This window comes from Acidocella aluminiidurans (genome assembly GCF_055383125.1).
This window is the reverse complement of record NZ_AP031589.1, coordinates 3433932-3458467: the sequence shown is the minus strand read 5'-3', so window position 1 is coordinate 3458467 and position 24536 is coordinate 3433932. Positions and strand designations below refer to the sequence as shown.

22 protein-coding genes and 3 pseudogenes are annotated in these 24536 nt (G+C 55.8%); 13 read left to right on the top strand and 12 right to left on the bottom strand.

What is annotated here, in order from left to right; genetic code table 11:
* Positions 1–141 precede the first annotated feature (141 nt).
* The 3 genes and pseudogenes from ACZ46S_RS17035 to ACZ46S_RS17025 form a co-directional block, all read left to right on the top strand.
* Entirely contained in the window at positions 142–2280 is a 2139-nt protein-coding gene (locus ACZ46S_RS17035; RefSeq protein ID WP_464062700.1) for a Hint domain-containing protein, read from the top strand.
* A gap of 188 nt (positions 2281–2468) precedes the next feature.
* Positions 2469–3296 carry an IS5 family transposase gene (locus tag ACZ46S_RS17030; RefSeq protein WP_464062699.1) on the top strand — a complete coding sequence of 276 codons (828 nt, stop codon included), beginning with the start codon at positions 2469–2471 and terminating at the stop codon, positions 3294–3296.
* 58 nt (positions 3297–3354) lie between these two features.
* Positions 3355–3671: pseudogene (locus ACZ46S_RS17025) on the top strand (transposase); the annotation flags it as partial.
* 23 nt (positions 3672–3694) lie between these two features.
* On the opposite strand, the gene tnpC reads toward ACZ46S_RS17025, so the two are convergent.
* The 6 genes and pseudogenes from tnpC to vapB form a co-directional block, all read right to left on the bottom strand.
* A complete protein-coding gene (gene tnpC, locus ACZ46S_RS17020; protein ID WP_464062030.1) occupies positions 3695–5275 on the bottom strand; it encodes an IS66 family transposase in 1581 nt (526 codons plus the stop codon).
* A 10-nt stretch (positions 5276–5285) separates the two neighbouring features.
* Positions 5286–5642: an IS66 family insertion sequence element accessory protein TnpB gene (gene tnpB, locus ACZ46S_RS17015; protein ID WP_464062031.1), complete on the bottom strand. Its 357-nt coding sequence runs from the start codon at positions 5640–5642 to the stop codon at positions 5286–5288.
* Positions 5639–6163, bottom strand: coding sequence for an IS66-like element accessory protein TnpA (gene tnpA, locus ACZ46S_RS17010; RefSeq protein ID WP_464062698.1), 525 nt, complete (start codon positions 6161–6163; stop codon positions 5639–5641). Before tnpA ends, tnpB begins: the two co-directional genes overlap by 4 nt.
* A gap of 278 nt (positions 6164–6441) precedes the next feature.
* Positions 6442–7785, bottom strand: a complete 1344-nt coding sequence (locus tag ACZ46S_RS17005) for a tyrosine-type recombinase/integrase (protein WP_464062697.1) — start codon at positions 7783–7785, stop codon at positions 6442–6444.
* Positions 7786–8135: 350 nt separating this feature from the next.
* Positions 8136–8522, bottom strand: a pseudogene (locus ACZ46S_RS17000) (PIN domain-containing protein).
* 29 nt (positions 8523–8551) lie between these two features.
* Positions 8552–8758 carry a type II toxin-antitoxin system VapB family antitoxin gene (gene vapB, locus ACZ46S_RS16995; protein ID WP_464062696.1) on the bottom strand — a complete coding sequence of 69 codons (207 nt, stop codon included), beginning with the start codon at positions 8756–8758 and terminating at the stop codon, positions 8552–8554.
* Positions 8759–8939: 181 nt separating this feature from the next.
* Here vapB and ACZ46S_RS16990 point away from each other — a divergent pair, with 181 nt between their 5' ends.
* From ACZ46S_RS16990 to ACZ46S_RS16965, 6 genes are all read left to right on the top strand, one after another.
* Positions 8940–9602, top strand: coding sequence for a GntR family transcriptional regulator (locus ACZ46S_RS16990; protein WP_464062695.1), 663 nt, complete (start codon positions 8940–8942; stop codon positions 9600–9602).
* Between the two features lie 252 nt (positions 9603–9854).
* Positions 9855–10742, top strand: coding sequence for an NAD(P)-binding domain-containing protein (locus ACZ46S_RS16985; RefSeq protein ID WP_464062694.1), 888 nt, complete (start codon positions 9855–9857; stop codon positions 10740–10742).
* 54 nt (positions 10743–10796) lie between these two features.
* The gene (locus ACZ46S_RS16980; protein WP_464064301.1) at positions 10797–11702 is read left to right on the top strand and encodes an amidohydrolase family protein; all 906 of its coding nucleotides are present in this window, start codon (positions 10797–10799) and stop codon (positions 11700–11702) included.
* A gap of 54 nt (positions 11703–11756) precedes the next feature.
* Positions 11757–13121: an MFS transporter gene (locus tag ACZ46S_RS16975; RefSeq protein WP_464062693.1), complete on the top strand. Its 1365-nt coding sequence runs from the start codon at positions 11757–11759 to the stop codon at positions 13119–13121.
* An 808-nt stretch (positions 13122–13929) separates the two neighbouring features.
* Positions 13930–14878 (top strand): IS630 family transposase gene (locus ACZ46S_RS16970; protein WP_464062692.1). Its coding sequence is split into 2 segments (ribosomal slippage): positions 13930–14271 and positions 14273–14878, totalling 948 coding nucleotides; the frame shifts between segments, so codons are not numbered across the junction.
* A 40-nt stretch (positions 14879–14918) separates the two neighbouring features.
* Complete coding sequence (locus ACZ46S_RS16965; protein WP_464062691.1) at positions 14919–15173, top strand: hypothetical protein; 255 nt, start codon at positions 14919–14921, stop codon at positions 15171–15173.
* 53 nt (positions 15174–15226) lie between these two features.
* On the opposite strand, the gene ACZ46S_RS16960 is transcribed toward ACZ46S_RS16965, so the two are convergent.
* The 3 genes from ACZ46S_RS16960 to ACZ46S_RS16950 form a co-directional block, all read right to left on the bottom strand.
* Positions 15227–16570 (bottom strand): MFS transporter, encoded by a 1344-nt coding sequence (locus ACZ46S_RS16960; RefSeq protein ID WP_464062690.1) that lies wholly within the window; start codon positions 16568–16570, stop codon positions 15227–15229.
* 198 nt (positions 16571–16768) lie between these two features.
* Positions 16769–17380, bottom strand: a complete 612-nt coding sequence (locus ACZ46S_RS16955) for an RraA family protein (protein WP_464062689.1) — start codon at positions 17378–17380, stop codon at positions 16769–16771.
* Positions 17381–17481: 101 nt separating this feature from the next.
* Entirely contained in the window at positions 17482–18390 is a 909-nt protein-coding gene (locus ACZ46S_RS16950) for a LysR family transcriptional regulator (RefSeq protein ID WP_464062688.1), read from the bottom strand.
* A gap of 182 nt (positions 18391–18572) precedes the next feature.
* Here ACZ46S_RS16950 and ACZ46S_RS16945 point away from each other — a divergent pair, with 182 nt between their 5' ends.
* Positions 18573–19208 (top strand): glutathione S-transferase, encoded by a 636-nt coding sequence (locus ACZ46S_RS16945; protein WP_464062687.1) that lies wholly within the window; start codon positions 18573–18575, stop codon positions 19206–19208.
* Between the two features lie 59 nt (positions 19209–19267).
* On the opposite strand, the gene ACZ46S_RS16940 is transcribed toward ACZ46S_RS16945, so the two are convergent.
* From ACZ46S_RS16940 to ACZ46S_RS16930, 3 genes and pseudogenes are all read right to left on the bottom strand, one after another.
* A complete protein-coding gene (locus tag ACZ46S_RS16940) occupies positions 19268–19831 on the bottom strand; it encodes a TetR/AcrR family transcriptional regulator (RefSeq protein ID WP_464062686.1) in 564 nt (187 codons plus the stop codon).
* A gap of 674 nt (positions 19832–20505) precedes the next feature.
* A pseudogene (locus tag ACZ46S_RS16935) lies at positions 20506–21260 on the bottom strand (IS5 family transposase).
* Positions 21206–21670: a hypothetical protein gene (locus ACZ46S_RS16930; RefSeq protein ID WP_464062685.1), complete on the bottom strand. Its 465-nt coding sequence runs from the start codon at positions 21668–21670 to the stop codon at positions 21206–21208. The pseudogene ACZ46S_RS16935 and the gene ACZ46S_RS16930 overlap by 55 nt, the downstream one beginning before the upstream one ends.
* 186 nt (positions 21671–21856) lie before the next feature.
* On the opposite strand from ACZ46S_RS16930, the gene ACZ46S_RS16925 reads away from it, so the two are divergent.
* The 3 genes from ACZ46S_RS16925 to ACZ46S_RS16915 all read left to right on the top strand — a co-directional run bounded on the left by ACZ46S_RS16925 (position 21857) and on the right by ACZ46S_RS16915 (position 24536).
* A protein-coding gene (locus ACZ46S_RS16925; RefSeq protein WP_464062684.1) for an IS630 family transposase occupies positions 21857–22805 on the top strand; the annotation gives its coding sequence in 2 pieces (ribosomal slippage) (positions 21857–22198 and positions 22200–22805; 948 coding nt in all).
* 543 nt (positions 22806–23348) lie between these two features.
* On the top strand, positions 23349–23600 hold the full coding sequence (locus tag ACZ46S_RS16920; protein WP_464062683.1) for a hypothetical protein: 252 nt from the start codon (positions 23349–23351) through the stop codon (positions 23598–23600).
* A gap of 45 nt (positions 23601–23645) precedes the next feature.
* Positions 23646–24536 carry a hypothetical protein gene (locus tag ACZ46S_RS16915; protein WP_464062682.1) on the top strand — a complete coding sequence of 297 codons (891 nt, stop codon included), beginning with the start codon at positions 23646–23648 and terminating at the stop codon, positions 24534–24536.

Here is a 24536-nt window from a genome sequence, read left to right as displayed (position 1 = left end):
CGCAAAATATGCGCCATGGCCCGAGGTGTCGCGGCGCGGTCGTGGCGCAAAACCTCGAATGGCGAATTATTTCACTTTATCGGTTCGCCGATAAGATGATAACCTCCCGTTGAAATTTTTGCAGAAAAAATCGGAACGTCGATGAGCGAAATCACGCAATACAGTACGGTAGGGCTCACACTTACCTCGGCGACCCAGAATCCGGCATATTGTGCGCCTACCGGCACAATCATCACATCCGAAATAAGCGCCATTTATGCCGAGAACGCGCTCGGCGTAAATCTTTGGACAATCGAGAATTTAGGGACACTAACCTCGACGCATGTGCCTACTTTTAACGCCGGCTTTTACACTGGCGGGTATGGCGTCCACGTCGGCGATTTTTATGGCTTCAACGCTAGCTTAGCCGCTTCTGCAGCCATCCAGAATGGAACACCATCCGATACGACAGCACTCATTTCCGGCACAACTGACGGCATCGATATATCCGGAAACGGTTCTATTGTGAATTACGGAACTATCGTCGGCGAAAACAAATACGGCATTCTAATCGACCGCACTGGCGTCGTAATCAACGGGTCTTCATCTGATACTACAGCGATTATCACTGGCAGCGTCGAAGCTTTAGCGGTTTTCGGAAACGACGGCTCAGTTCTCAACTTTGGCACCATATTAGCCAACAGCCAAATAGCCATAAACATGGGCGACTCTTCAGGCGCAACCGTTGTTAATGGCTCGTCCGTCGACACAACGGCATTGATCGATGGAACCGGTGGCGGAATCGCTCTCGAGTCAGGGCTCGTGATAAATTGGGGAACGATCGTGTCCTCTCCGCTTATTCCTGTGAGCAATTATGGAGTTATATTCACTGGGGGCTCTGGCACTTTTATCAATTACGGCGTCGTGAATGGCGCAGGCGGTGTTTTGGCTACAGACGGTTCCACAATAGTCAATGCCGGTACCATCGAGGGATCGGACACGTATGATATTGCCGTACGCTTATACGGAGATGCACATTTGATCGTTGATCCTGGGGCGGTCTTTTCGGGATCAATCATTGGCGTAGGTGACATATCCTCGACACCATCTGCAAGCATCGAACTCGCGGTTGGGACGAGCGAAGGGACAATTAGCGGCTTCGGCCAACAGATTGCCGGCATAGAGACAATATCATTCGATAGCGGTGCTAATTGGCTCATTGCTGGCAATAGCGCAGGGCTGGCCACTGGGCAAACAATTCAAGGGTTTAGCCTCGGCGATACGATCATACTCGAAGGATTTACGGCGGAAACGCAGAGCTATGTCAGTGGTGTGGGGCTTGAGCTTAGCAACGGCACTGTGACGGAGACGATAAGTCTTCAAGGAAACTATCCCGAGAATGCTTTTAGTGTTTCAGACGTCGCTGCGGGCACAGAGATTACTCTGTGCTACTTGACCGGCACAAACATCTTAACAGATACCGGAGAGCAACGTGTTGAAAACCTCCGGCCTGGGGATCGCGTGTTTACGCGCTTTAATGGGTTCCAAGAAATCCTCTGGATCGGTCGTCAAACTTATGCGCCCCAGTTTTTAAGTCGGGCTCAATCGCCAGTTCGATTCGAGATAAATTCACTTGGAGCGCATTCACCGGCGCAGCCTCTTTACGTTTCACCAGGTCATTCCATGCTGTTGAATGGCCAACTGATCCTCGCGAAGAATCTGGTCAACGGCATCAACGTTACGCAAAAAAAGTCACAAGAGATCGTCGACTATTATGCCATCGAGTTAGCGAAGCATGATTGCGTTCTAGCTAATCATAGTTGGGGCGAGACATTCGCCGACGGCCCCGGTTTGCGCAATCAGTTTCATAATGCCGAGGAATTCAGAAATAATCACCCACACTATTCAGAACCGGATGCGTTATCCCTCTGTGCACCCCGGCCTGAATTAGGCGTGGAACTAGAAACGGCGTTGATACCGCTCCTGACTCAACTCGATATCCAGCACGGTCCATTGCTTGGAAATGTCGAACGGGCGGACCTGGAGGCGGTGGAAGGTTGGGCCTGGGATGAAACCAATCCATACACGCCAGTACTTCTTGAGATACGCATCGATGGACGCGCCGTGGGCCAGGCGCTCGCATGCCACTACCGCGATGACTTGGAAAGTGCCGGACTCGGACGAGGATACTGTCACTTCTTGTATATCATGCCACATGGCACAGAAGGTAATATCACCATTCACCGCGCAGTTGACGGGGCAACAGTTCGTCGCTCGGACGCAAATGCAAGCGCTGCGTAATGGTTAAAAGATGGTGCAGAAAATGGTGCGCCATTGCCAAAGACCGACGGCGCATCAATGGCGCAGATTGCCTATTTGAGCTGCTGCCGGTTTGGTGGACACGAGGATAAGAGCCTGAACGAAAAAGATAGTTGAGCGATTTCAGTTGGTTGTGATTCTGTTGGTTTGCCACAACTGACGGAATCACGATGACTTGGACTGAAACCGCCCGTGCGCGATACTGTCGGGATGAGCTGCGCTATGCAAGCGACCTTACTGATGCCGAATGGGCGTTGATTGCCCCTTTCATGCCTGCGCCGGCGCCACGGGGACGGCCGCGCTCTGTCTCTCTGCGCGTGATTGTTGAAGCGATTCTCTATATGTTGTCGAGTGGCTGCCAATGGCGGCAACTGCCCAGGGAGTTTGCGCCCTTCACAACGGTGCAGGCATATTTTTACCGTTTCAGCCGTGACGGCACGCTGTCGCGCATCAATCATGCCCTGGTCATGATGGCACGGGAACTGGCTGGACGCTCGGCATCGCCAACCGCGGGCGTGATCGATAGCCAGTCGGTGAAAACGACCGAGGCGGGCGGGCCGCGCGGGTTCGATGCTGGTAAGAAGATCAAGGGGCGTAAGCGGCATATCGTCACTGACACGCTCGGGAACCTGGTCGGACTTGTTATCCATCCCGCCGATGTTCAAGACCGCGATGGCGCGCCCGGCGTGCTCAAATCCATCCGCAAGAAATATCCCTCGCTGCGGCATGTCTTCGCCGATGGCGGCTATGCCGGGCCTAAGCTGCAAGGACGTCTCGAAAAGATCGGGAAATGGACCATCCAAATCGTAAAGCGCTCCGACACCGCAGAAGGATTTGAACTCCTGCCCCGCCGATGGGTTGTCGAGAGGACCTTCTCCTGGCTCGGCAGATGCCGTCGCCTCGCCAAGGACTTCGAGGCAACTATCGCCAGTGCTACCGCATGGCTCCTGCTCGCCAATATCCGCCTGCTCACACGAAAAATCGCACGCCAAAGTTAGAAAGGCTGGCATTCAGAGTCAGGCTCTAAGATCGTGACCCATGAACCGGAGAGTATTCATGACGAGACGAAAGTTTGGAGCTGAGTTCAAAACCGAGGCTGTAAAGCTGGTTACGGAGCGGGGCGTATCAGTGGCGCAGGCGGCCCGTGACCTGGATTTGGCGGAGAGCGTGTTGCGCCGCTGGATGCGTGAATTGGCGGCGGCGCCTGCGACGGCCTTCCCAGGCCATGGCCAGCAGCGGGCCGATCTGGCTGAGATTGCGGCCCTCAAGAAGGAGGTCGCCAAGCTCAAGGCGGAGCGTGACATCCTAAAAAAGGCCGCGGCATTCTTCGCGAGAGAGTCGACTTGAAGTTCGCTTTCATCGCGAAGCACCGTAAGCGTTGCTTTGAAACCCTTTGTCAGAATGATGCGGGCTGCTTCATGCGCCATGGCATGAGTTCGTCGATGCGAGCCTGGGGCCAGCCGTTGACGAGACGGGTGAGGAGTTCGGTAAGGTAGGCGTTTGGATCGACGGCGTTGAGCTTACAGGTCTCGACCAGTGAAGCGAGGGAGGCCCAGGTCTCCCCACCTTCATCGCTGCCGGCGAACAGGGCGTTTTTGCGCGAGAGAATCACTGGCCTGATCGCGCGCTCGACAGTGTTGGTGTCCATCTCGATGCGGCCGTCATGGAGAAACTGTTCAAGGCCCTCCCAATGGTTGAACGCATAGCGGATGGCTTCTGCGGTCGGTGCCCAGCTTGGGAGTTCCACGATCTGCTCGTCAAGCCAGGTGCGCAGATCGGCGACCAATGGGCGGCTTTGCGCCTGGCGGACGGCAAGCCGCTGGTCCGGGCTTTGGCCGCGGATACGAGCCTCGATGCGGTAAAGTGCCGTGATACGCTCAAGCATCTCCGTGGCCAGCGGTGCCGTTCCCTTCTTCGCCTCATCGTAGAACTGGCGGCGCAGATGGCTCCAGCAGAAGGCGAGCACCGGCGCAACCTGGCCGGCTTGCCTGACGAATGACTTGTAGGCGCCATAACCATCACATTGCAGGATGCCGCGATAATCGCCCAGCAACTCACCGGCGTAATGATGCGCCCGGCCGGGCGCATAGCGATAGACCACCGCCGGCGGATCAGTGCCGCCCCAGGGGCGGTCATCACGCGCGATGGCCCAGAAATATCCTTGCTTGGTGCGCCCGCGGCCGGGGTCGAGCACCGGCACCACCGTCTCATCGGCGAAGATGCGCGGTGAGGCCAGCACAATCTCGCGCAACCGTGTCACCACCGGCGCCACCTCCGCCGCGGCGTATCCCATCCAGAAGGCCAGGGTTGAGCGATCGATCAGAATGCCCTGGCGAGCCATCATCTGCGCCTGGCGATAGAGCGGCTGATGATCGGCATAGCGTGCCACCGCGATCTGGGAAACCAACGCCTCGGTCGGCAGCCCGCCTTCGATCAGGCGGGCCGGCGCCGGGTGCTGCACCACCACGCCCGCGCACGAACGGCAGGCAAATTTGGGCCGCCGCGTCACGATCACCCGGTACTGCACAGGCACCGCATCGAGCCGCTCTGTGCGGTCTTCACCAATCTCCACCATCGGCGCGCGGCAGCACGGGCAGGCGGTGTCCTCCGGCGCAAGCGTCACCTCAACTCGCGGCAGATGCGCGGGCAGCGCACCGCGACTGGCCCGCCGCTTCGCCGCACGCTCCTCGCGCAGTGCGGGGCGCTGCTTCTCCTGCTCGGCCTCAATCGTGGCGATCGCGGTCTCAACATCCTCCAGGCCGAGCTGCAATTGCGCCTCGGGCAGACGCTCCGATTTACGGCCGAACTGCAGCCGCCGGAGTTTGGCGAGCAGATGCTCAAGACGCTGGTTGTGAGCTTGCAGCGCGTCACGTTCGGCTTTGAGTTCGTCGCGTTCGGCCATCATCGCCAGCACCAGCGCCTGCAATGCAGCGGGATCGGTAGGCAGGCGCGGCGATGTCTCGGCGGCATGCGTCATGCCGTGAAGCTTACGCGATCCGCACCGGCGCCGGAATCCCCTTGGCGCCTTGCACCTTTGTCCAATCGATTCCGTCGAGCAGTGCGGCCATCTCCACCGGGGTGAGCCGCATCACGCCGTCGGCAACCGGCGGCCAGCGGAAATTCCCATCGCGCAACTGCTTCCAGATCAGCACCAGGCCGCTGCCATCCCAAACCAGAAGCTTCAACCTGTCGCTGCGCTTTGCACGAAATACCACGACCGTGCCGGAGAACGGATCCTCACCCAGCACCTCCGCGGCCAGTGCCGCGAGGCCGTAAGTCCCCTTGCGGAAATCAACTGGGCGCGTCGCGATCAGAATCCGCGTCCCCGACGGGATGCCGATCATGACCGCCGCCCTGAATTGCGCACCGCACGCAACACCATGGCGAGCTGATCTGCATCCAGATCCGGCGGGACACGCACAAGCGCGCCGGCAAGCTCAATCTCGACCCGCGATGCCTTCGGCCGCTCCACCGCGGCGTTCACCTCGGTCGCAACAATCGGCACAAAAGCCGGAACATCGCCAGCCTCCGCCTCGCCCACCAACACCATTCCAGCAAGGCGCGCCGCTCGCCGCCAGCCAAACAATTGTTGAGGACAAATCTGCCACCGCCGTGCCACCTCAGCAACGCGTCGGCCAGGCTCAAGGCTCTCCGCTACAATCCGTGCCTTCTCTGCCACCGACCATTGCCGCCGTCGGCCAGGTCCCGTCAGAACCTCAATCCGCCGATACACACCCTTCGCGTCGTCATTAACGTCGTCCATAATGATAGCTCGAAGCCTCCCACTCCAAGCCACCAAGGCAAAGTGCCAATCGATGCAAAGTTCTTCCACTGTTTCCGGGCCGACTTCATATACGATCGCCATCCTGTAAGTCGAACCAGCGGACAAAAATACTCTAACCTCTGCTTTGTTAAACGTTGATTGGTTTCGCAGCAGATGAGAACAACTCAGACAGAGATTGCCACGTCAAATAACTGCATCGACGAGATGCTGATCACCAAAACATTTTAACAGCAAGACCATTTTCATCCGGGGGGCCAAGCCCCTGATTGCGCACCCGCAAGGGGTGCGCTTTTTGGCGATCCGCCAAGCGGCTCGCTATTTCGTCGGGCCTGCACCCGGCTCTCCGTCAGTTCCGTTCGCTAATCCGCCCCATTCCCATCCAGTTCCGCACTGCCCTCTCCCGCCTTCCTTGCGCCCTTCCCCGCACCGGCTTTTGTCTTCGCTTTCCCGGCGCGCTTGCGCATAACATTGATGGCGGTGGCATCGAGCGTGTTCTTGAGGTGGATGGCATAATGCTTCTCGATCATCTCGACGCTGGTACGGCAATTCTTCGCCACCTGATAAATATCGGCGCCCTCCATCAGTCGCATGCAGATATAGGTATGGCGCAAACTATAGGCGGTCCGAGCCTTGCCATCCCGGTCCAGCTTCAACCCGGTCCTGGCCAGCAGATTATTGAACAGCTTGATGTGATTGCCCGGGAAGACGAGGTCGGTCGGCTTCGGATATTCAGGTGCGGGAGGAGCGGGCGCTTCCCCGCCAATCCTACGCCGCAACTGCCGCTCCCGCCGTGATTCGCCCAACGCCGGCTTAGGCCGCGCCAGCAGCCGCTGGTAAACCCGCACTGCTCCCGGCATGCTCTTGCAATGCCCGACACCGCGCTTACCGCGAACCTCAATCTCCAGAAGCTCCTGTTTGCCGTCGCCCTCAGCAATCGTCACATCCCGATGCTGCAGATTAAACGCCTCATCTGGCCGCAACCCGGTATTGGCCATGAACAGCACGAAGTCATAAACCTGCTCAGCATTCCACTTGAGGTGTGAGCGGAACGGTTCCTTCGCATAAGCCCGCGCCGCCTCGTAAAGCTGCTTGTATTCCTCGGGACTGAACCAGGGCCGGTGGGTGATCTTGCCCTGGGTCCGGTAAGGCGGCGTCAGATCCGGCAGATGCTCCAGCCAACCATGGCGGATGGCGGTCTTCAGGACCATGCGCAGCGTCACCACCTCATCATGCAGCGTGCTGCGGGCCGGCGGCTTGGCCTTGGGTTTATGCTGGCTCTTCGAATGCGGGTTTGGCGCGGCATAGCTCGTCATCCGATGAACCCGGTATTCCTGCACCTTGCCGGGCGTGACCTTGTCCAACGGCAGCGCGCCAAAGAATGGCAGCAGATGCACACGCAACCGGATCGCATGGCTCTCGGTCCATTTCTCGGAGCGCTCGCCTTCTGTGATCACCCCGTATTCCTTGAGGAACTGATCGGCCGCCTTTCTGAAGGTCGGGCGGTCATTCAACACACCCGCTTCGGCCTGGCCGTGCAGTTTGAAGTACCAGCTCTCCGCCGCCTTGGCGGCCAGCTCCTGGCCTTCCTGCTTGGTGCTGAATTGTCGCTGCCTGTCACCAACAGACGCCCGCGCCTGCCAGAACCGGCTATTGCCGCGCTGATAAATCTGAACCTTTCCACCCAACAGCTCGACGGTCGGCATGACACCCCCTTGCGCATAGCGCGCTCCGGTTGAGGATCATTGGCAGACCACGACCATAGGCCATCAGGTTTGGGAAGCCGAGTTAAATTACCCTAAGACTGCCCTAGTGCGCCGGACAGCAAAAAGCCTCCCGGAGGAGGCTTTAATATGTTGGTTTGATTGTTTTTTCTGGTTGCGGGAGTAGGATTTGAACCTACGACCTTCAGGTTATGAGCCTGACGACAATCAATACAACACTATGATATATTTGAATTAATTTAGTTCTTTTTGTTTTATGTGATAAATAATGCGATAAATTCAATGAGATCGTTACGATAAATTCTGAAAAATGTGCTAACCGTGCTGCCCGGCTATGCCAGCCATTCTTCAGACCTTACCCCCAACACACGCTGAACTCGGCAAGATTATCCGTGACGACAACCAAGCCCCTGCTGCGCATGGCCGGGGATCATCAAATCATATGCTCCGATGACATTACCTCACCGCTCAAGGTCTCCTCGTATCTCCGTTGTATGGGCCGCAGCTTCGCTGTCAAAGGGCAGCACAGTCAAGGGGCCGCAAAACGCTCAACCTCACGACGAGTACGCGGTGGATCATTCGAACGTTCAGCGCCATAGAGCAACTCCTAGAGCACGACATCTGAGAGAGCCAAAGCTTCAGCATTGGCATTCAAGCGCCCCCGCAGGCCCCTGAGGCCGGTCCCTAAGCACGCGAATGCAGAAGTCGATGTCCAACATATAGCGCAGCGTCAAAAGCGATCTCGTTCCTAGGCCACCAGCCGCATGCGCTCGCCCATGTCAATCCGCGGCGCGCCAAAGAAATCATCCCAAGCAGCCTCAGCGGGCGCGATGATCCGGCGAGGGCTATCTGGAACAATGACCACCTCGTGGACATCCTCGGAGAAGGCCACGGCCCTGGGCAACCGCACGGCTTGAGTGCGATTCAAACGAAACAGTGAGGTAAGCGTCAACATCTGTCCCCCGACACATCCAAACGGGATATACTTCAAAATTTGGCCGATTTTAACCCTGCTTCTCTACCTCCCGCCCCTCTTCTCAATCCAACAGGCTGATCGGAACTCTGGTTGAACGAAAAAGCTACAATCCGGGGCGCACGATCTACACGCAACATCACCACCGGGCTATAATTCAAACATGAATGCAAGCGATCGTGTCTATATGGAATTGCGGCGGCGACTGATGACGGGCCATTACCAGCCCGGGCTTCAACTCAAAGAGCAGGACCTTGCCGCAGAATTTAATCTAAGCCGCACGCCTATTCGCAATGCACTCATCCAACTGACGGAAGAAAGCCTGCTTGTCTCTTCGCCGAACCGTGGGGTGTTTGTTGCCGAATGGACGGTGCAGGATATCGACGAGGTATTTCAGCTGCGGCGTCTGCTAGAAGCCCATGGCGCCGGGCTGGCCGCATTGCGGCGTAGCCCCCAGCAGTTAGAGGAGTTCAAGGCGATTTGCGCGCAGATGCAACGCGCTGTCGCCGAGCCTGAGCTCAACGACAGCGTGGTATCGCGCCTGCAGAGCGAGAATAGCAAGCTGCACCACGCTATTCTACAGGCCTCGAAATCGCCCCGACTGATCGCCATGTGTGGCGCGCTGACTGACATGCCGATCGTGATCAAAGCTTTCTTTCTGTATGATAGAGATCAGATTCAACAGAGCATCATCCAGCACGAGCAAATTGTCCGCGCGATCGAGGCGCAGAGTTACGATTCAGCGGTTGAGGCGATGTCAATCCATCTTCGCTCGGCCTACCAGATTTACCGGTCGAAGCACAGTTTAAATACCTCGCCCTCTTAGAAAAAAACACAATTTACACGCAATTTTGTCTTGCGCGAAGATGGGCGGCTATACGCAAGACACTCGACACACAGTTAACCACCTTCATTTATTAGAAAAATCGAATCAAAATCAAAGAAACTTACTGCGACGCCGCTTGAACCACCCTGCGACGTTGACAAAAAATTTTAAATCGATTGACATCCCCACTATAATGTTTTTTTATTGTATTTAATGGCCGGTGATTGGTCAATTCAAATTTAGGGAACGATAATGCGCATCGCCATCATTGGATTGGGTGAAGTCGGCCGCAGTTTTGCGCGGGCGTTGGCGAATTCCGCCCTTGACATTGTGGGTGCCTGCGAAACTTTTCTATCTCCAACAGCAAATGAGCTGATTGACGAGCTTAAGCTTGTAGCGCATCCGCAGAGCGGGAGATGGCTAGAGCAAGCGGATCTGGTCATTTGTGCGGTCACCGGCAATGCGGCTCTGGCGGCGGCGCGCGGGGCTCTCCCCTTTATGCGGCACGGCGCAATCTATGCTGATTTCACCACAGCTTCGCCGGCGGAGATCAGGGTTGCCGCAGATGAGGCGCGTCAGGCCGGGATCAGGTTTGTCGATGTTGCGATCATGGGCGGTGTCACGCTGTCGGGCGCAAAAACCCCGCTGCTGTGCGCTGGGAATGGAGCGCAAGAGGTAGCGCGGACGCTGTCGGTTTTGAATAGCAATATCCGCGTGATTGAAGACGGGCAGCCAGGCGATGCAGTAACATTGAAATTGTTGCGAAGCATTTTCATGAAGGGGCTGGAGGCGCTGACGGTCGAAACCTTGACTCTTGCCGAAAGTGCTGGCCTGAAAAAAAAGCTTTATGAAAACCTCGCGGATTTTAACGAAGCGGATCTGCCGACTTTCTTGGATATGCTGGCGCGCACCCATGTGCTCCATGCGGAGCGGCGCTTTCATGAGGTTGAAAGTGCGGAAGCGGAGTTGACGACGGCGGGGTTTGAGCCGCGTGTGACCATCGGTGTGAAAAGCCTGTTTGACCGCAGTCGCAAGGCTTTTGCGGATCTGCATTTGCCGCCGGATATTTCTGTGGCGGACGCGCTGACGCTCTTGATCAGCAGCGCGCGCGTGACGCAGGCTTCGCCTGCCGTCGTGTGACACCATCGACAAAGGCTGTTTTTCATTAAACCGCCGGGGAGTTGTTTCGTGCAAATGTCACCCGACTTCGAGACCAAAACCGCCTTGTCTGCATCGCATGAAGATGCACCGCTTTGGTCCTCCGGACAGAACAAGCCACAATTAGCTGTTCCGGCGAAGGCGGTGGATTGCCATTTCCATATCTTTTCAGCCGACTTTCCAGTTGCCGTCAACGCAATGCTGCGCCCGCCGCCAGCAAGCATTGCGGCCTATCGCGTTTTGCAGAAAAGGCTTGGCTTGTCGCGCGGTGTACTCGTTCAGCCTTCGACTTATGGCACCGATAATCGCGCTTATCTCGGCTTGATGGAGAAGTTGGGGAGTGCGGATTATCGCATGATCGCAGTGGTTAACCCCGCCGTGAGCGATGCCGAACTGGAAGACATGCACCAGCGCGGTGTTCGCGGAATACGGTTCAATCTCGCACAGGCCGGTGCGACAAGCTTGGATACGTTGGAACGCCTTTCCGCCCGGGTTGATGCGTTGGGCTGGCATTGCCAGCTGCAATTGCCCGCCGAAATTTTGCTCACAGCGCAGCCTTTGCTGGTGCGACTGCAAAGTCGGTTGGTATTTGACCATATCGCCCGGATTGAGCAGCCGCTGGGTGTCAATGGGACGATTTATAAATTTATCTGTGCATTTTTGGAAAAGGGGCGAAGCTGGGTAAAGCTTTCTGCGCCCTACATTGATAGCCATGCAAGAGCGCCGCGCTATGAGGATGTCGGTACGGTGGTCAGTAGCCTGGTTCAGGTTGCCCCAGAACGCATGCTCTGGGGTAGCGACTGGCCGCACGCGACTGAGCCTTTGGATGACAAGCCGAACGATGCAGATATTCTGGATCTACTCGGCAGTTGGGTGCCTGATGAGCGGCAAAGAAACCTCATTCTGGTCGAAAACCCACGCCAAATCTACGGATTTTCCTAGTCATGAAGACCGGCTTAGGCTTCCATCAGACTGGCCCCGGCTAACCGAAAACAAATGAACGACGATAAAATGTCGTCGGGAGGAATTCAAATGCAGATAAAAAAATATAGATATCTCATCATCGCAATGGTGCTGTTTGTCATGTCGATCAATTATGTCGACCGTGGTGCTTTGGCCTACGCGCAAAAGAGCATCATCGCCGAATTCGGGTTCAACCCAGCGCAATGGGGTGCGATTCAAGGATTTTTTGGCTATGGCTATATCTTTGGCGGACTGTTCGGCGGGGCTTTGGCCGACAAGAAAGGGCCACGCTTCGTCTGGCTGAGTTTTGTTGTGCTTTGGTCACTTTGTGAGGCGCTGACGGCCTATGCCGGCAATATTGGCATGGCGGTTTTTGGCGGCTCCGCCATGGCGGGGTTCTTTGTGGTGCGCGTGCTGTTTGGATTTGCCGAAGGCCCCTCTTTCGTGACCATGAGCCGAACTCTGGCGAATTGGGTGGCGCCGGGAGAGCGCACCTTCACGTCCTCTATCACCTTGATCGGCACACCGCTTGGCTCTGTCATCACCGCACCGGTGGCGGTGGCATTATTGACGATATCCGATTGGCGTACACTGCTCATCGTGCTGGGCGCTGTTGGAATTGTCTGGGCCCTGATCTTCAGCCGGATCTTCACCGACATTCCCGAGCAGCACCCTCACGTCTCCAAAGCGGAACTGGCAGAAATCCGCAGCGGTGCCGCGGCGTTAGATGTGCGTGACGGGGTAATCCAGAAACGCGATGGCCATTGGTATGATTTTTTCAAAAACCCATCTTATCTGCTGAACACAGTCGGATTTTTCGGTATCAGCTACATTATCTTCATGCTACTGGCCTGGACGCCGAAATATCTGCAGGACGTCTATGGGGTGAAGCTCTCCTCTCTCTGGTATCTGGGTATGGTGCCATGGATTGGCCCGGTCTTCACCACGCCGCTAGGTGGCCGAATCTCGGACTGGATCTATGCGCGCTGCGGCAATCTGCGGATCGCTCGGAACAGTGTGGCGATGACCTCGCTGCTGATTTCCGGGCTATGCTTTGTGCTCATTCCGACCACACATAGTATGGGGGGCGTGCTGACGCTGATGGCGCTGGGCAATTCGGCGGCCCTGGCCTCGAATTCGATCTATTGGAGTAATCTGATCGATATCGACCCGTCGCGCACCGGCACCTTTGGCGGGATCATGCATTTCCTCGGGCAAACCGCCGCGATGCTGGCACCGACCGTAACCGGGATACTCGTGAGCAAATTCGGCTATCATGCCGGCTTTGTTGTGGCGGGAGTAATCTGCCTAACAGGCGTCGTTTGTGCTGCCTTTGTACGATTTGATCGCGGTCAACAAAACGTCGCGTCCTCTGCGGGGATAGCGGAAAGATTATAGGCTTTCCACTATCCCGAGTGATATCAGTGAAACCTCGGACCAAAGCGGGCGCTCCATGCGCCCGCTCAGGCGCTTTACGATCGATTTAGAGCGGTTTGAATCTGACTGGAATCGGGATATCCGGCGCGGTCCTATTTTCTGATTCATAGGTTTCCGATTGAAACCGGAGACCATCCATGGGTTATCGTAGCGGGTAGGCCTACTCGCAGGATTTGAGTGATCGCGTTTTGGCGGCACGTGGCCGCTCGGCTGTTCCTACGTCATCATGGCAGGAAACGCTGGGTCCGCCAAGGTGATCTTTGCGCCAGCGCACAACGCTCACATACGCCTGTCAAGCTCGCGGGGCATGGTGCCGAGTTATGTGCGCGTGTGCGGGCGTCACCCGATACGACGTTGGTGGAACTGGTGGACTGGGCTGGCACGAAGCTTGGCACTTCACTCAGCACCACAACGACATTGAAAAGGCTGAAAGCACTCGATCTGACACTCAAAAAAGACGCTGATCGCTGCCAAACGGCTACGCGTTGATGCCGCCGAAGCGCGCCGGCTGCAGGACGAGGCAAAGTCGAAACTCGACTCACGGCCCGTAATCTTCTTGAACGAGACCTGAACCAAGACCAACATAACCCGACTACTGTGCCCTACGGCGCGAGGGCAACGGCTGATCGGCCACGCTCCCTTCGGCCCCGGAAAACAACAACCTTCCTGGCCCGCTTAGAGTCCTCTGCGAATAGCTTGAATCGTATCTCTTTACCGACGCGGGGCTGATGTGATTCATGATTTGGGCTGGTTGAGGAGGCCAGTGCTGATGCCTCGAGCCTATTCTTCTGATCTTCGTGAACGCGTGATTTCGGTTGTGGAGAGCGGTGAGGAGACTTGCCGGTCTGCGGCGCGGCGTTTTGGCGTGAGCGCATCGTCTGCCATCAAATGGGTTCAGCGCCTGCATCGGGTTGGTGACCGACGCAGCGCTGGCACTGGTGGCCACCGGCCCTCGAAGGTGAAGCCTGAGCGGGCCTGGCTTCTGGCGGTCATTGAGGAGCGGTCCGACATCACGCTGGCGGCGTTGAGCGTGCGCCTGTGGGAAGAGCGTGGCGTGCGCGCCGACACTGGCATGTTGTCGCGGTTCTTCCGCGCTGAGGGTAGCAGCTTTAAAAAAAACCGTGCTGCCCGCCGAGCAGGACCGGCCTGACATCGCCTTCAAGCGGGCGCGCTGGCGGCGGTATCAGGGAAAAATCGACGCATCTCGCCTGGTGTTTATCGACGAGACCTGGGCCAAAACCAACATGACCCGCACCCATGGGCGCTGCCGGCGTGGGCAAAAGCTGCACGCCAAGGTGCCGCACGGGCATTGGAAAACCTTGACCTTCATCGCCGCCCTGCGGGCCGACAAGGTTACCGCGCCCTGTGTACTCGATGGACCCATCAACAGCCGCAGCTTCACCGCCTATGTCGAGCAATTTCTGGTGCCGACGCTGCGCCCCGGCGATGTCGTCATCCTCGACAATCTCGGCAGCCACAAGGCCAAGACAGCGCGCGATGCCATAAGAAAAGCCGGCGCCAAACTCTTCTTCCTGCCGCCCTACAGCCCAGACCTCAATCCCATCGAGCAGGTCTTCGCAAAGCTCAAAGCCCTACTCAGAAAAGCCGCCGAGAGAACCGTCGAAGCCACATGGCGGCGCATCGGGTCACTGCTCGATCACTTCCCGCCAGAAGAATGCACAAATTACCTCAAACACGCAGGATATGCGTCAATCTAATCACAGAAGACTCTAGGGCACGACCAGATCGTGCCCCCCCTTGGTGCTGGATGGCCTGATCAACGGTGCCGCCTGCCGCGCTTTATTCAACAATTTCTGTTGCCCACACTCCGCCCGGGCGACATCGTCAGCCATCATCAAACGCGGCGGGGAATTTCCCTATTCGTCGGACCCGAAACCCATCGAGAAAGTCTTCGCAAAGCTGAAAGCCATGCTACGAAAATCCGCCCCGCGAAGCCGCGAGGCGCTTTTGACAAACCATCGGAAAATCGTCAGCAACGACAACAGCAAGTGAATGTTCAAAATCCCCTGAAAACTGCGGATACACACACTCTGCGTAAGACCGTTCTAGACAACTCGATAATTTTTGAGAAATCGCGACGCGTACCAACCAACCCCGGCACAGAGCGCTCCAGCGATGAAAACCGAGATATAAGAATGTGTCGCGTCAATAAGGTAGCCGGAAATAACTGGCGCACAGGCACCGACGAGTGCCGCAAAGCTATTCATGACCCCCCCAATTGGGCCGCCGGCTGAAGTCGGAAACATGATTGTGGTAAATGGCCAGACCAATACCCACATATTAACGAACATAGAAAAAAGCACGATTATAACCATCAGCACGAAAACCGGGACGGCGCGGGCTCCAAGCGTGGAGAGAATAATAAGACATATCGCAAGTCCGGTTGTAGCAAGTAAAGATGCCGAAAGCGCTCTTACTCTGCCCATTTTATCCGAAATAAACCCTGCAAAAGGCTGGCAAAGCATGGCGGGAAAGGTTGCAGCAATCGCCCACATCACTCCCGCATCGCTAAGCTTAAATCCATATTCAGCCACCAAATAAGAAGCAAACCAAGTCCAGATGAAATACTTTGAACCTTGATAACCTGCATAAACAACCGCTAACACGTAGGGGTATTTGGATGTTCGCATAATACGTCCAAATGTCGGCTCGTCTGGATTAGCAGTCACATCACTACTACGGATCGGCGTATCAAGTGACTTGAGGCCGATTTCCTCTGGAGAATTTCGAATAACCATGGGAATTATAAACATCATAATGATTCCGGGAATCGCGGAATATAAAAAGCCGCTACCGATAGCGCTTAAGCCGAATACCGCCGTGCTTCCAGTGACCAAAATCGGCATCAACGCACCGCCGGCCCCCGTTCCCATTGCGCCACCCGTCGCCAACACCCCTGTTTGCATGCCACGTAAGGTTGGCGAAAACCAACGCGCAAGCACTGGATTGAGCGGCACCCATACTGCCGCTGCACCGGCACCAATGATTGCGCGCGCCGCGACCGCGAGCGGCAGGCTGCTTTCATGCAGAGCAAAGAATATGCTTGCTAAGGCGATCATGGCCGTTCCGATAGTCGCGGTCCAGCGCGCGCCCAACCATTTCTCGCTGGCATAGCCCCAGGGTACTTGGGTCAACGCGTAGGCAAGAAGGAAAGAGGAATCAACCCAGCCAACTGTCGCTGCGCTCCAGTGATACTCTTTACGCAACAGAGGCATTACAGTTGGAATATTATAGCGCATAAACAAGTCAATACTGTAGGCTCCCCATGCAACAGCCAAAATCAGCCAGGACCGGGAGTAGGCGTGAGGGAGCATCGATCGGCCATCAGCCTTAGATACCGCGTCGGTAAATTTCGATGCCCTATCAGGTGATGATTGCGCAGCACACATGGAACCTCCCTTTCTTTGAAAGTTTTGCTTTGTTAAAAAATTGTCGGTCGATATTCGAGCACTTTGATACTCGACATGGCTGTAAAGATTGCGCTAGGCCCTGTCGGCTTACAGCGTGATCAGACTCCCAGATTTTTTCCTCGGTCGCGTTCCTTTGGGGGAGTTGCGAGAGGCTCTTAGAGTAGCGCTCTTATATATCTAAAGCTTATACGCGCCCTTGTAGGTTCCATCCGCGATAGACGCGAGAATATCCGCCTCTTTTTTCTGCTGACGTAGCGTCGCATCCAACAACGCTGGACCGATTTCGGGAGAAAAGGCTGTGATGCCGTCACCATCGCCCAGTACGATGTCGCCGGGTTTAATCACCAACCCACCAATGCTGACCGGCACGCTGATGGCACCTGGTCCGTTCTTATAAGGGCCGAGATGGGTGACACCCCGAGCGAAAACCGGGAAGCTCCCGTTCCTGAGCTCATCTGAGTCGCGGATCGCGCCATCAATTACCATACCAGCGGCCCCCCGACTTTCGGCCAGCCTGGCCATGATTTCGCCAATCAATGCGCGGTCTAGATAGCCTCCCCCATCCACCACAATCACGTCACCGGGTGTGAAAAGATCCAGCGCTTCATGGATCGAAGCATTATCTCCAGGCGCTGTGCGTACGGTGAAAGCACGCCCCGACATGCGCTCGCCTTTATAATATGGCATCATGCCCTTTGCGCCGGCCATGCGCTCGAGATTGTCACTGACATTTGCCACCTGACAAGCCGCAAAGGCCGTGAGGAGCTCGGTAATATCCTGGTCTGTCATAGTTTGCCTTCTTGGTTGGCGCTTTGTTGCAGCTAACGCCAATTGAGAAAGCATAAAAGCGATTAAATGGACTTAAACATATTACCAAAAGGAATGAGGCTTTAACTTACCAGCCCGTGATCAAAGTCTGCACAGTCTACGACCATTTGGGCAATTACTTTAATAAAGGAATGCGGCCGGTCGTCGCGAAACATTGCGATGTAGGGCACGGCCGGCAGTGTGCTCTCGCACTCTATCACGCTGAGTTTGCCTTCAGCGACGAGATGGCTGAAGCAATGATAAGGGACATAAGACACACCGAGTCCCGCTACAGCGAGGCCGAGTAGTGCGGTAACGCTGTCGCAGGATAGCACCTTGTTGAATACAACACCTTGCTCATGCAGCCACTTATTCAAATATAGACCCGAGCCGGAGAGTTTGCCCTGCACCAGCATCGGATAACGGGTCATCTCCTGCATACTGACACGTCCAGCCTCCCCCACCAATCCCGGTTTGGCGACCCAAACATTCTTCACCGTCCCAATAGGCAGTTTGTGACAACCACTGGCTTGAAAGGCATCAGGTACAATGATCAGATCGACCTCGTCGTTCTCCAGATTCGCAAATAAAATCCTGCTCATCTCAACCTTGGGGGCGACCGTAACGAATGGGAATTGCTCACCTATCCGCGCAACCAGGGTCGGCAGCCACGTCATCGCCGTCAATTCTGTCACCCCCAACCGAACGACACGCTCGATCTGATTTTTGTCCCGACGGATATCCTCGATCTTACTGCACTGTCCAAGAATAGAGTTGGCCAGCCCAAGCAATTCCTCGCCCTTTAGGGTCAGCCTCGCCCCTCGTTGGGCGCGATCAAATAATTCAAAGCCACAAGCACGCTCCAACTCTTGCATGCGCTTGGAAATAGCGGATTGTGTGGTGCAGAGCTTGGCGGCTGCTCGTTCGAAGGTTTGCAGTCTGGTGATCCAGACGAAGGCCTCTAATTGCTTTAATGTGATCATCACACTCATGGTGGACTCAGGCTAGCGTAGCACGAGCTTAATTCACAAGTTACCGACTGAGAGGCACTATCCAAACTTTCGAACTGCGACGCATCTAAATTTCTACCATGCGGCAGATAGATATTGACCGCTCTCGAGCAGATCTCTATTCAGAAATTCTACCAATCGACAGATAGACTCTGGAGGGCGAGATGCTGACGATCTTCGACTGGTTCAACGGTCCCTATCCGGCTCGCGTACGGATCGCGGTGTCCGAACTCGGTTTCCGGAACAGGGTCCGGTTCGAATCCATCGACCTCTGGCGCGGCGAGCACAAGCAGCCGAAATTCTTGGCAAAGAACTACTCGGGCACCTTGCCCGTCCTTCAGGTCGAGGACGGGAGCTATATCGCCGAATGCACGGCGATCACGATGTACCTCGACAGCCTCGGTTCCAAGCCGGTTCTGACCGGTGCAACGGCGCAGGAAAAGGGCGTCATCCACATGATGAGCAAACGTGCGGAGATCGAATTTCTCGATGCGATCAGCGTGTACTTTCACCATGCAACCCCAGGCCTGGGCCCGGATGTAGAGATGTATCAGAACCGCGAATGGGGCCTGCGCATGCGAGATAAGGCCCTGCGCGGCGCGCACTACTTCAACTCCGTGCTCGAAGTCCAACCCTATGTGGCCGGCACCACCTATTCGATGGCAGACATTACGGTCATCGCGGCATTCGTCTTTGCCAGTATCGTGAAACTTGAGATCCCGGAGGAGCTGATCGCCCTCCATGAGTGGCACAACCGCATGCTGGCTCGCCCGGCCGTTCAGGGCTGGGAAAACCTATAAAATCACGCGGCGACATTGGGCTGGCCCCGGGAGCGGGAATGCGTACCCCTGCGCCCGGTCTAAGCCGGAAGCAGTCCGGCGGCCGAATAGCCCCGGATCAGCTCGTCAAACAGGGCGAGGTCAGATCGCCCTCTGGCAAGAAGCTGGGCGCCGGCAACAGCCGCAAAGATGGCCCGCGCGCGCGCCTCGCTTTCCGCGGCTTTTGCCAGATCTGCCGCAACCAGTACCCTGCTGAGCCAGTCGACATTCACATCGGCGAAGGCTCGAACCTCCCTTTTTACGGGCTCGGGCAAATCGTCATATTCGGCAGACATGAAGCTACAGAGGCAAAGCCTATTATCCCTCGCCAAGGATTGACGAAAGATCTGGGGATATTGACGAAGCGCTTGGAGCGGGGACCCCGCCTCTGCCAGCATCTCTTCCAGGACCTCCTTTGTATCTTCCCAATAGCGGCGCGCTACCGCCTCCCCCAGCTCCGCCTTGCTCGGGAAATAGTAATAGATACTCGCCGCCTTTATCCCAACCTGGTTGGCGAGATCGCGAAAGTTCAACCCATTATAGCCGCGGGCCTGCGCGGTTTCCTTGGCGGCCAAAAGGATCGCCTCTTTCGAGCCTGTCGCCATGCCGATGCCGCATCCCCCCACATAGAGTTCCTACCATGTGACAGATAGAGCGTTTTTCGCTCGAAAGGAAGAACCAGAGGAATTTGCCACGCTCCAGGAGCTTGGTAAACAGGCAGTGACCTTAACCGTCCAGCCACAAAATCTTGACCAGATCGCTACGCCGGCAGCAGAATGTGGACCGGCACTGAAGCGGGCCTCCTCACAATGCCAACGCAACCCATTGAAATACTAAAAACAATTAGTGCAGCGCGGGGCTTGATCGGCGCCAATCTGGCCCACGCTCAATTTTTTATATTTGGATTTCAGGCAATTGAAGCGATTTGCGGAGAGGGCCCACTTCGGTGCCGATTCACAGCCTTCGCTATTTGGCGAGGCGAGGTGCGGTTTCCTGTAAAAAGCGTCAAGATGAAACCAAGAACCAACCCTCCCATCGCCAGATCCACAATATGCGGGAGGCCGTAGGTTCGGGCGATCCAGCTACCGAGGGCGGGCGCCACGCCGCCGCCGAAGAGACGTGGCTGGCCAAATTCGAACACTGGATAAGCGGAATTTCTACCTGAACTCGGCGATGTTGCCGTGGAACAGGAGAGCTTATGACGAAGCGTACGCGCCGCACCCATGCCTCCGGGTAATCACCCCTGAAATTAAGTGGATTAACTAGGACGAATCGACATTCAGCGCATCCAAATCATGCTGCTTGCCAGATGCAACATTGGCTAAGAAGTAGATGTCCCGACGATCATAGCGTGTTGCGATGCGTGGGAAGTGTTTCAGCTTGTTGAAGAATCTCTCGATCCTATTTCTGAGTTTATAGGCTTGTTCGTCGTGTGGAATTTGAACTTTGCGGTTTCGCTTGGACGGGATGCCCGCTTCGATTTCTGCCTGTTCGATGATTTCGCGCAGCTCATTGGTGTCGTAAGCCTTGTCGGCAATCACGCCACCCGCGGTTTGGCCGTCCAGCTGGTCAGCCGCGGTGGTACAGTCGTGGGCCTCGCCGCCAGTCAGGATGAAGCGCAACGGCCTGCCCTCAGCGTCCGGAGGGTGTGGATTTTCGTGGTCAACCCTCCTCTGGAACGCCCCAAAGCCTGATTCTTTGCCCCACTTTTCCGCTCGCTGCCTGCTGATGGGCGCGAACCACGGTACTGTCTAACATGAGATACTGATTATCAGGATCACTTGTCAGATCCTCAAAGATACGTTCCCACACCCCGGCTTTGGCCCATCGGGTAAAGCTTTTATGGACGGTTTTGTATTTGCCATATCGTTCCGGCAGATCATGCCAATGCGCACCCGAGCGGATCACCCAAAGAACTCCATTCACAAACAACCGATTATCAGCCCCCGTCCGGCCAAGATCAGAGACTTTATCAGCAATCAGCGGGGCAATCCTGGTCCATTGCTTCTCAGAAAGCTCATAACGCTTGGACAGGGCGCGGCATAGCTCGTCATCCGGTGCACGCGATATTCCTGCACCTTGCCGGGCGTCACCTTGTCCAACGGCAACGTGCCAAAGAATGGCAGCAGATGCACCCGCAACCGAATGGCATGGCTCTCGGTCCATTTCTCGGATCGCTCACCCTCGGTGATGACGCCATATTCCTTCAGGAACTGCTCCGCCGCCTTCCTGAAGGTCGGGCGGTCATTCAACACACCCGCTTCGGCCTGGCCGTGCAGTTTGAAGTACCAGCTCTCCGCCGCCTTGGCGGCCAGCTCCTGGCCTTCCTGCTTAGTACTGAATTGTCGCTGCTTTCCGCCAACAGACGCCCGCGCCTGCCAGAAGCGGCTATTGCCGCGTTGATAAATCTGAACCTTTCCACCCAACAGCTCGACGGTCGGCATGACACCTCCTTGCGCATCACGCGCTCCGGTTGAGGATCATTGGCAGACCACGACCATAGGCCATCAAGTTCGGGAATCCGAGTTAAATTACCCTAGAGTCCTCTGCGAATAGCTTGAATCGTATCTCTTTACCGACGCGGGGCTGATGTGATTCATGATTTGGGCTGGTTGAGGAGGCCAGTGCTGATGCCTCGAGCCTATTCTTCTGATCTTCGTGAACGCGTGATTTCGGTTGTGGAGAGCGGTGAGGAGACTTGCCGGTCTGCGGCGCGGCGTTTTGGCGTGAGCGCATCGTCTGCCATCAAATGGGTTCAGCGCCTGCATCGGGTTGGTGACCGACGCAGCGCTGGCACTGGTGGCCACCGGCCCTCGAAGGTGAAGCCTGAGCGGGCCTGGCTTCTGGCGGTCATTGAGGAGCGGTCCGACATCACGCTGGCGGCGTTGAGCGTGCGCCTGTGGGAAGAGCGTGGCGTGCGCGCCGACACTGGCATGTTGTCGCGGTTCTTCCGCGCTGAGGGTAGCAGCTTTAAAAAAAACCGTGCTGCCCGCCGAGCAGGACCGGCCTGACATCGCCTTCAAGCGGGCGCGCTGGCGGCGGTATCAGGGAAAAATTGACGCGTCTCGCCTGGTGTTTATCGACGAGACCTGGGCCAAAACCAACATGACCCGCACCCATGGGCGCTGCCGGCGTGGGCAAAAGCTGCACGCCAAGGTGCCGCACGGGCATTGGAAAACCTTGACCTTCATCGCCGCCCTGCGGGCCGACAAGGTTACCGCGCCCTGTGTACTCGATGGACCCATCAACAGCCGCAGCTTCACTGCCTATGTCGAGCAATTTCTGGTGCCGACGCTGCGCCCCGGCGATGTCGTCATCCTCGACAATCTCGGCAGCCACAAGGCCAAGACAGCGCGCGATGCCATAAGAAAAGCCGGCGCCAAACTCTTCTTCCTGCCGCCCTACAGCCCAGACCTCAATCCCATCGAGCAGGTCTTCGCAAAGCTCAAAACCCTACTCAGAAAAGCCGCCGAGAGAACCGTCGAAGCCACATGGCGGCGCATCGGGTCACTGCTCGATCACTTCCCGCCAGAAGAATGCACAAATTACCTCAAACACGCAGGATATGCGTCAATCTAATCACAGAAGACTCTAAGACTGCCCTAGTGCGCCAGACAGCAAAAAGCCGCCTTTCGGCGGCTTTAATGTGTTGATTTCGTTTGAGAACTTGGTTGCGGGACCTGGATTTGAACCAGGGACCTTCAGGTTATGAGACCGGACGCCAAACATATAACACGCTGATATTTAATATGTAAATCGGCATTGTGTGTGGAATGTGCCACAGGGTGTGGAAAATTGATCCATTTAGGCCGACAAACCCCAGAGATAACTAACCAATAACAACAGAAGCGCCGAGTCGGGAAAGATGATGCCGCTGTTTTTCTCAGCCCTACGCCCCCCGTAGGTGCTAACGCGGGCTCATCCGATCAGTTTGAGTGTTGGGGGGTAGTTTTCCGTTCAGACCTTATGAAAATGAAAATCCTTTGAATAACAAGGCTTAGGAGAAATTTCGAGAGTCTTCAGTTTCGAAACATATATTCAACAGAATAAAATAGGAATATTTTCATATTTCTGACGTATTCTGATCACCGGACGGCACCCTAGCCCCAGAAATGAGGTTTTATGACCAATGAAAAACATGAAGATGCAAATTTTGGAGATGAAAAGTTTGGCAAAGGGATTCTCCTCGGAGCGGGACTTTCCAGTATGGCAACTGCCGCTTTCGCCGCAGCAACCTTCGACAAGTCAATGATTTGTCTATATTTTGTTCAGGCTGCTGTCGCAGCCACTGGTCTCACTAAAGCTATCTGCGCTTTCGACCGGCGCAATAGTGCCTCTGCCAACCTAAAAACCCCGAATGGTCCAGGTAGCTAATGCGCGCCTCTTGATCGCTAAATATTTTGACACCTATCATGAGCCATGGCACGGCTCAAAATTAACACGGCTGTAATACTCCATCCTGTCAAAAAGGCAGGGGTCCACGCCTCGAACACGAGTAAAAAAGCTGCCAAATTTTTCGACGGCAATCCTCACTGGAAATCCTTCGTTGGCCTAACGGTGATCATTGGCCTTCTAATTGCCATCTGGGGAATTTGGCTAGCGTTGTCTACCGATGTCAAACCTCAAGTTACTGCTGTTATCAAGCCCGTAGGAACAGGCATCATAGAGAATGATAATGGTAATACGAACAGGGAAATGGCGAATGATAATAGCGATACCAACAGGATTATTCAGTATTTAAAAACCCTCAACGTCCGACCACTCGCGCCCGTACCTATCATCCCACCGTCTCCATCCCCTCAAGCCACAGTGCCGCCCGCGCCCAAAATAATTTCCTCCCCCCAAACTGCGGTCACAGCAGCACCCATCAATATCCCTTCCTCCCGCCGCGCTACCCCACCACCGCAATCAGCTAATCTGCCGATTGTTGAACCGCAATTTACAACGACGACCCCCATATCCGTAGAATCTGCCTATTCTGCGCACAATTCGCAAACCGCAGCGAACGAGCTTCGTGACGCTTTGCGGGGCAGCTTTTCGTCCGTGCTCGGGGCCGGCGATGAATCTGGCGCTATGGTTTTGATAACGGTCGAGGATATAACGTATCCGGAGTGCTCTAGCACTCAAACAAACTGTCCGGTGCAGGTTTATATCACCGGCAGATATGCCGATGGCACCGTTTTAATTCCTTATCGTCCTTTTACAGGCTACGAGCCCGCCGATTCTTTTGTGGGGTCAGATTACTCTGAAGCTATTACCGACGCAGTATCCCAAGCCTACAACTATATTCAAACCCTGGCCCAGAATTAG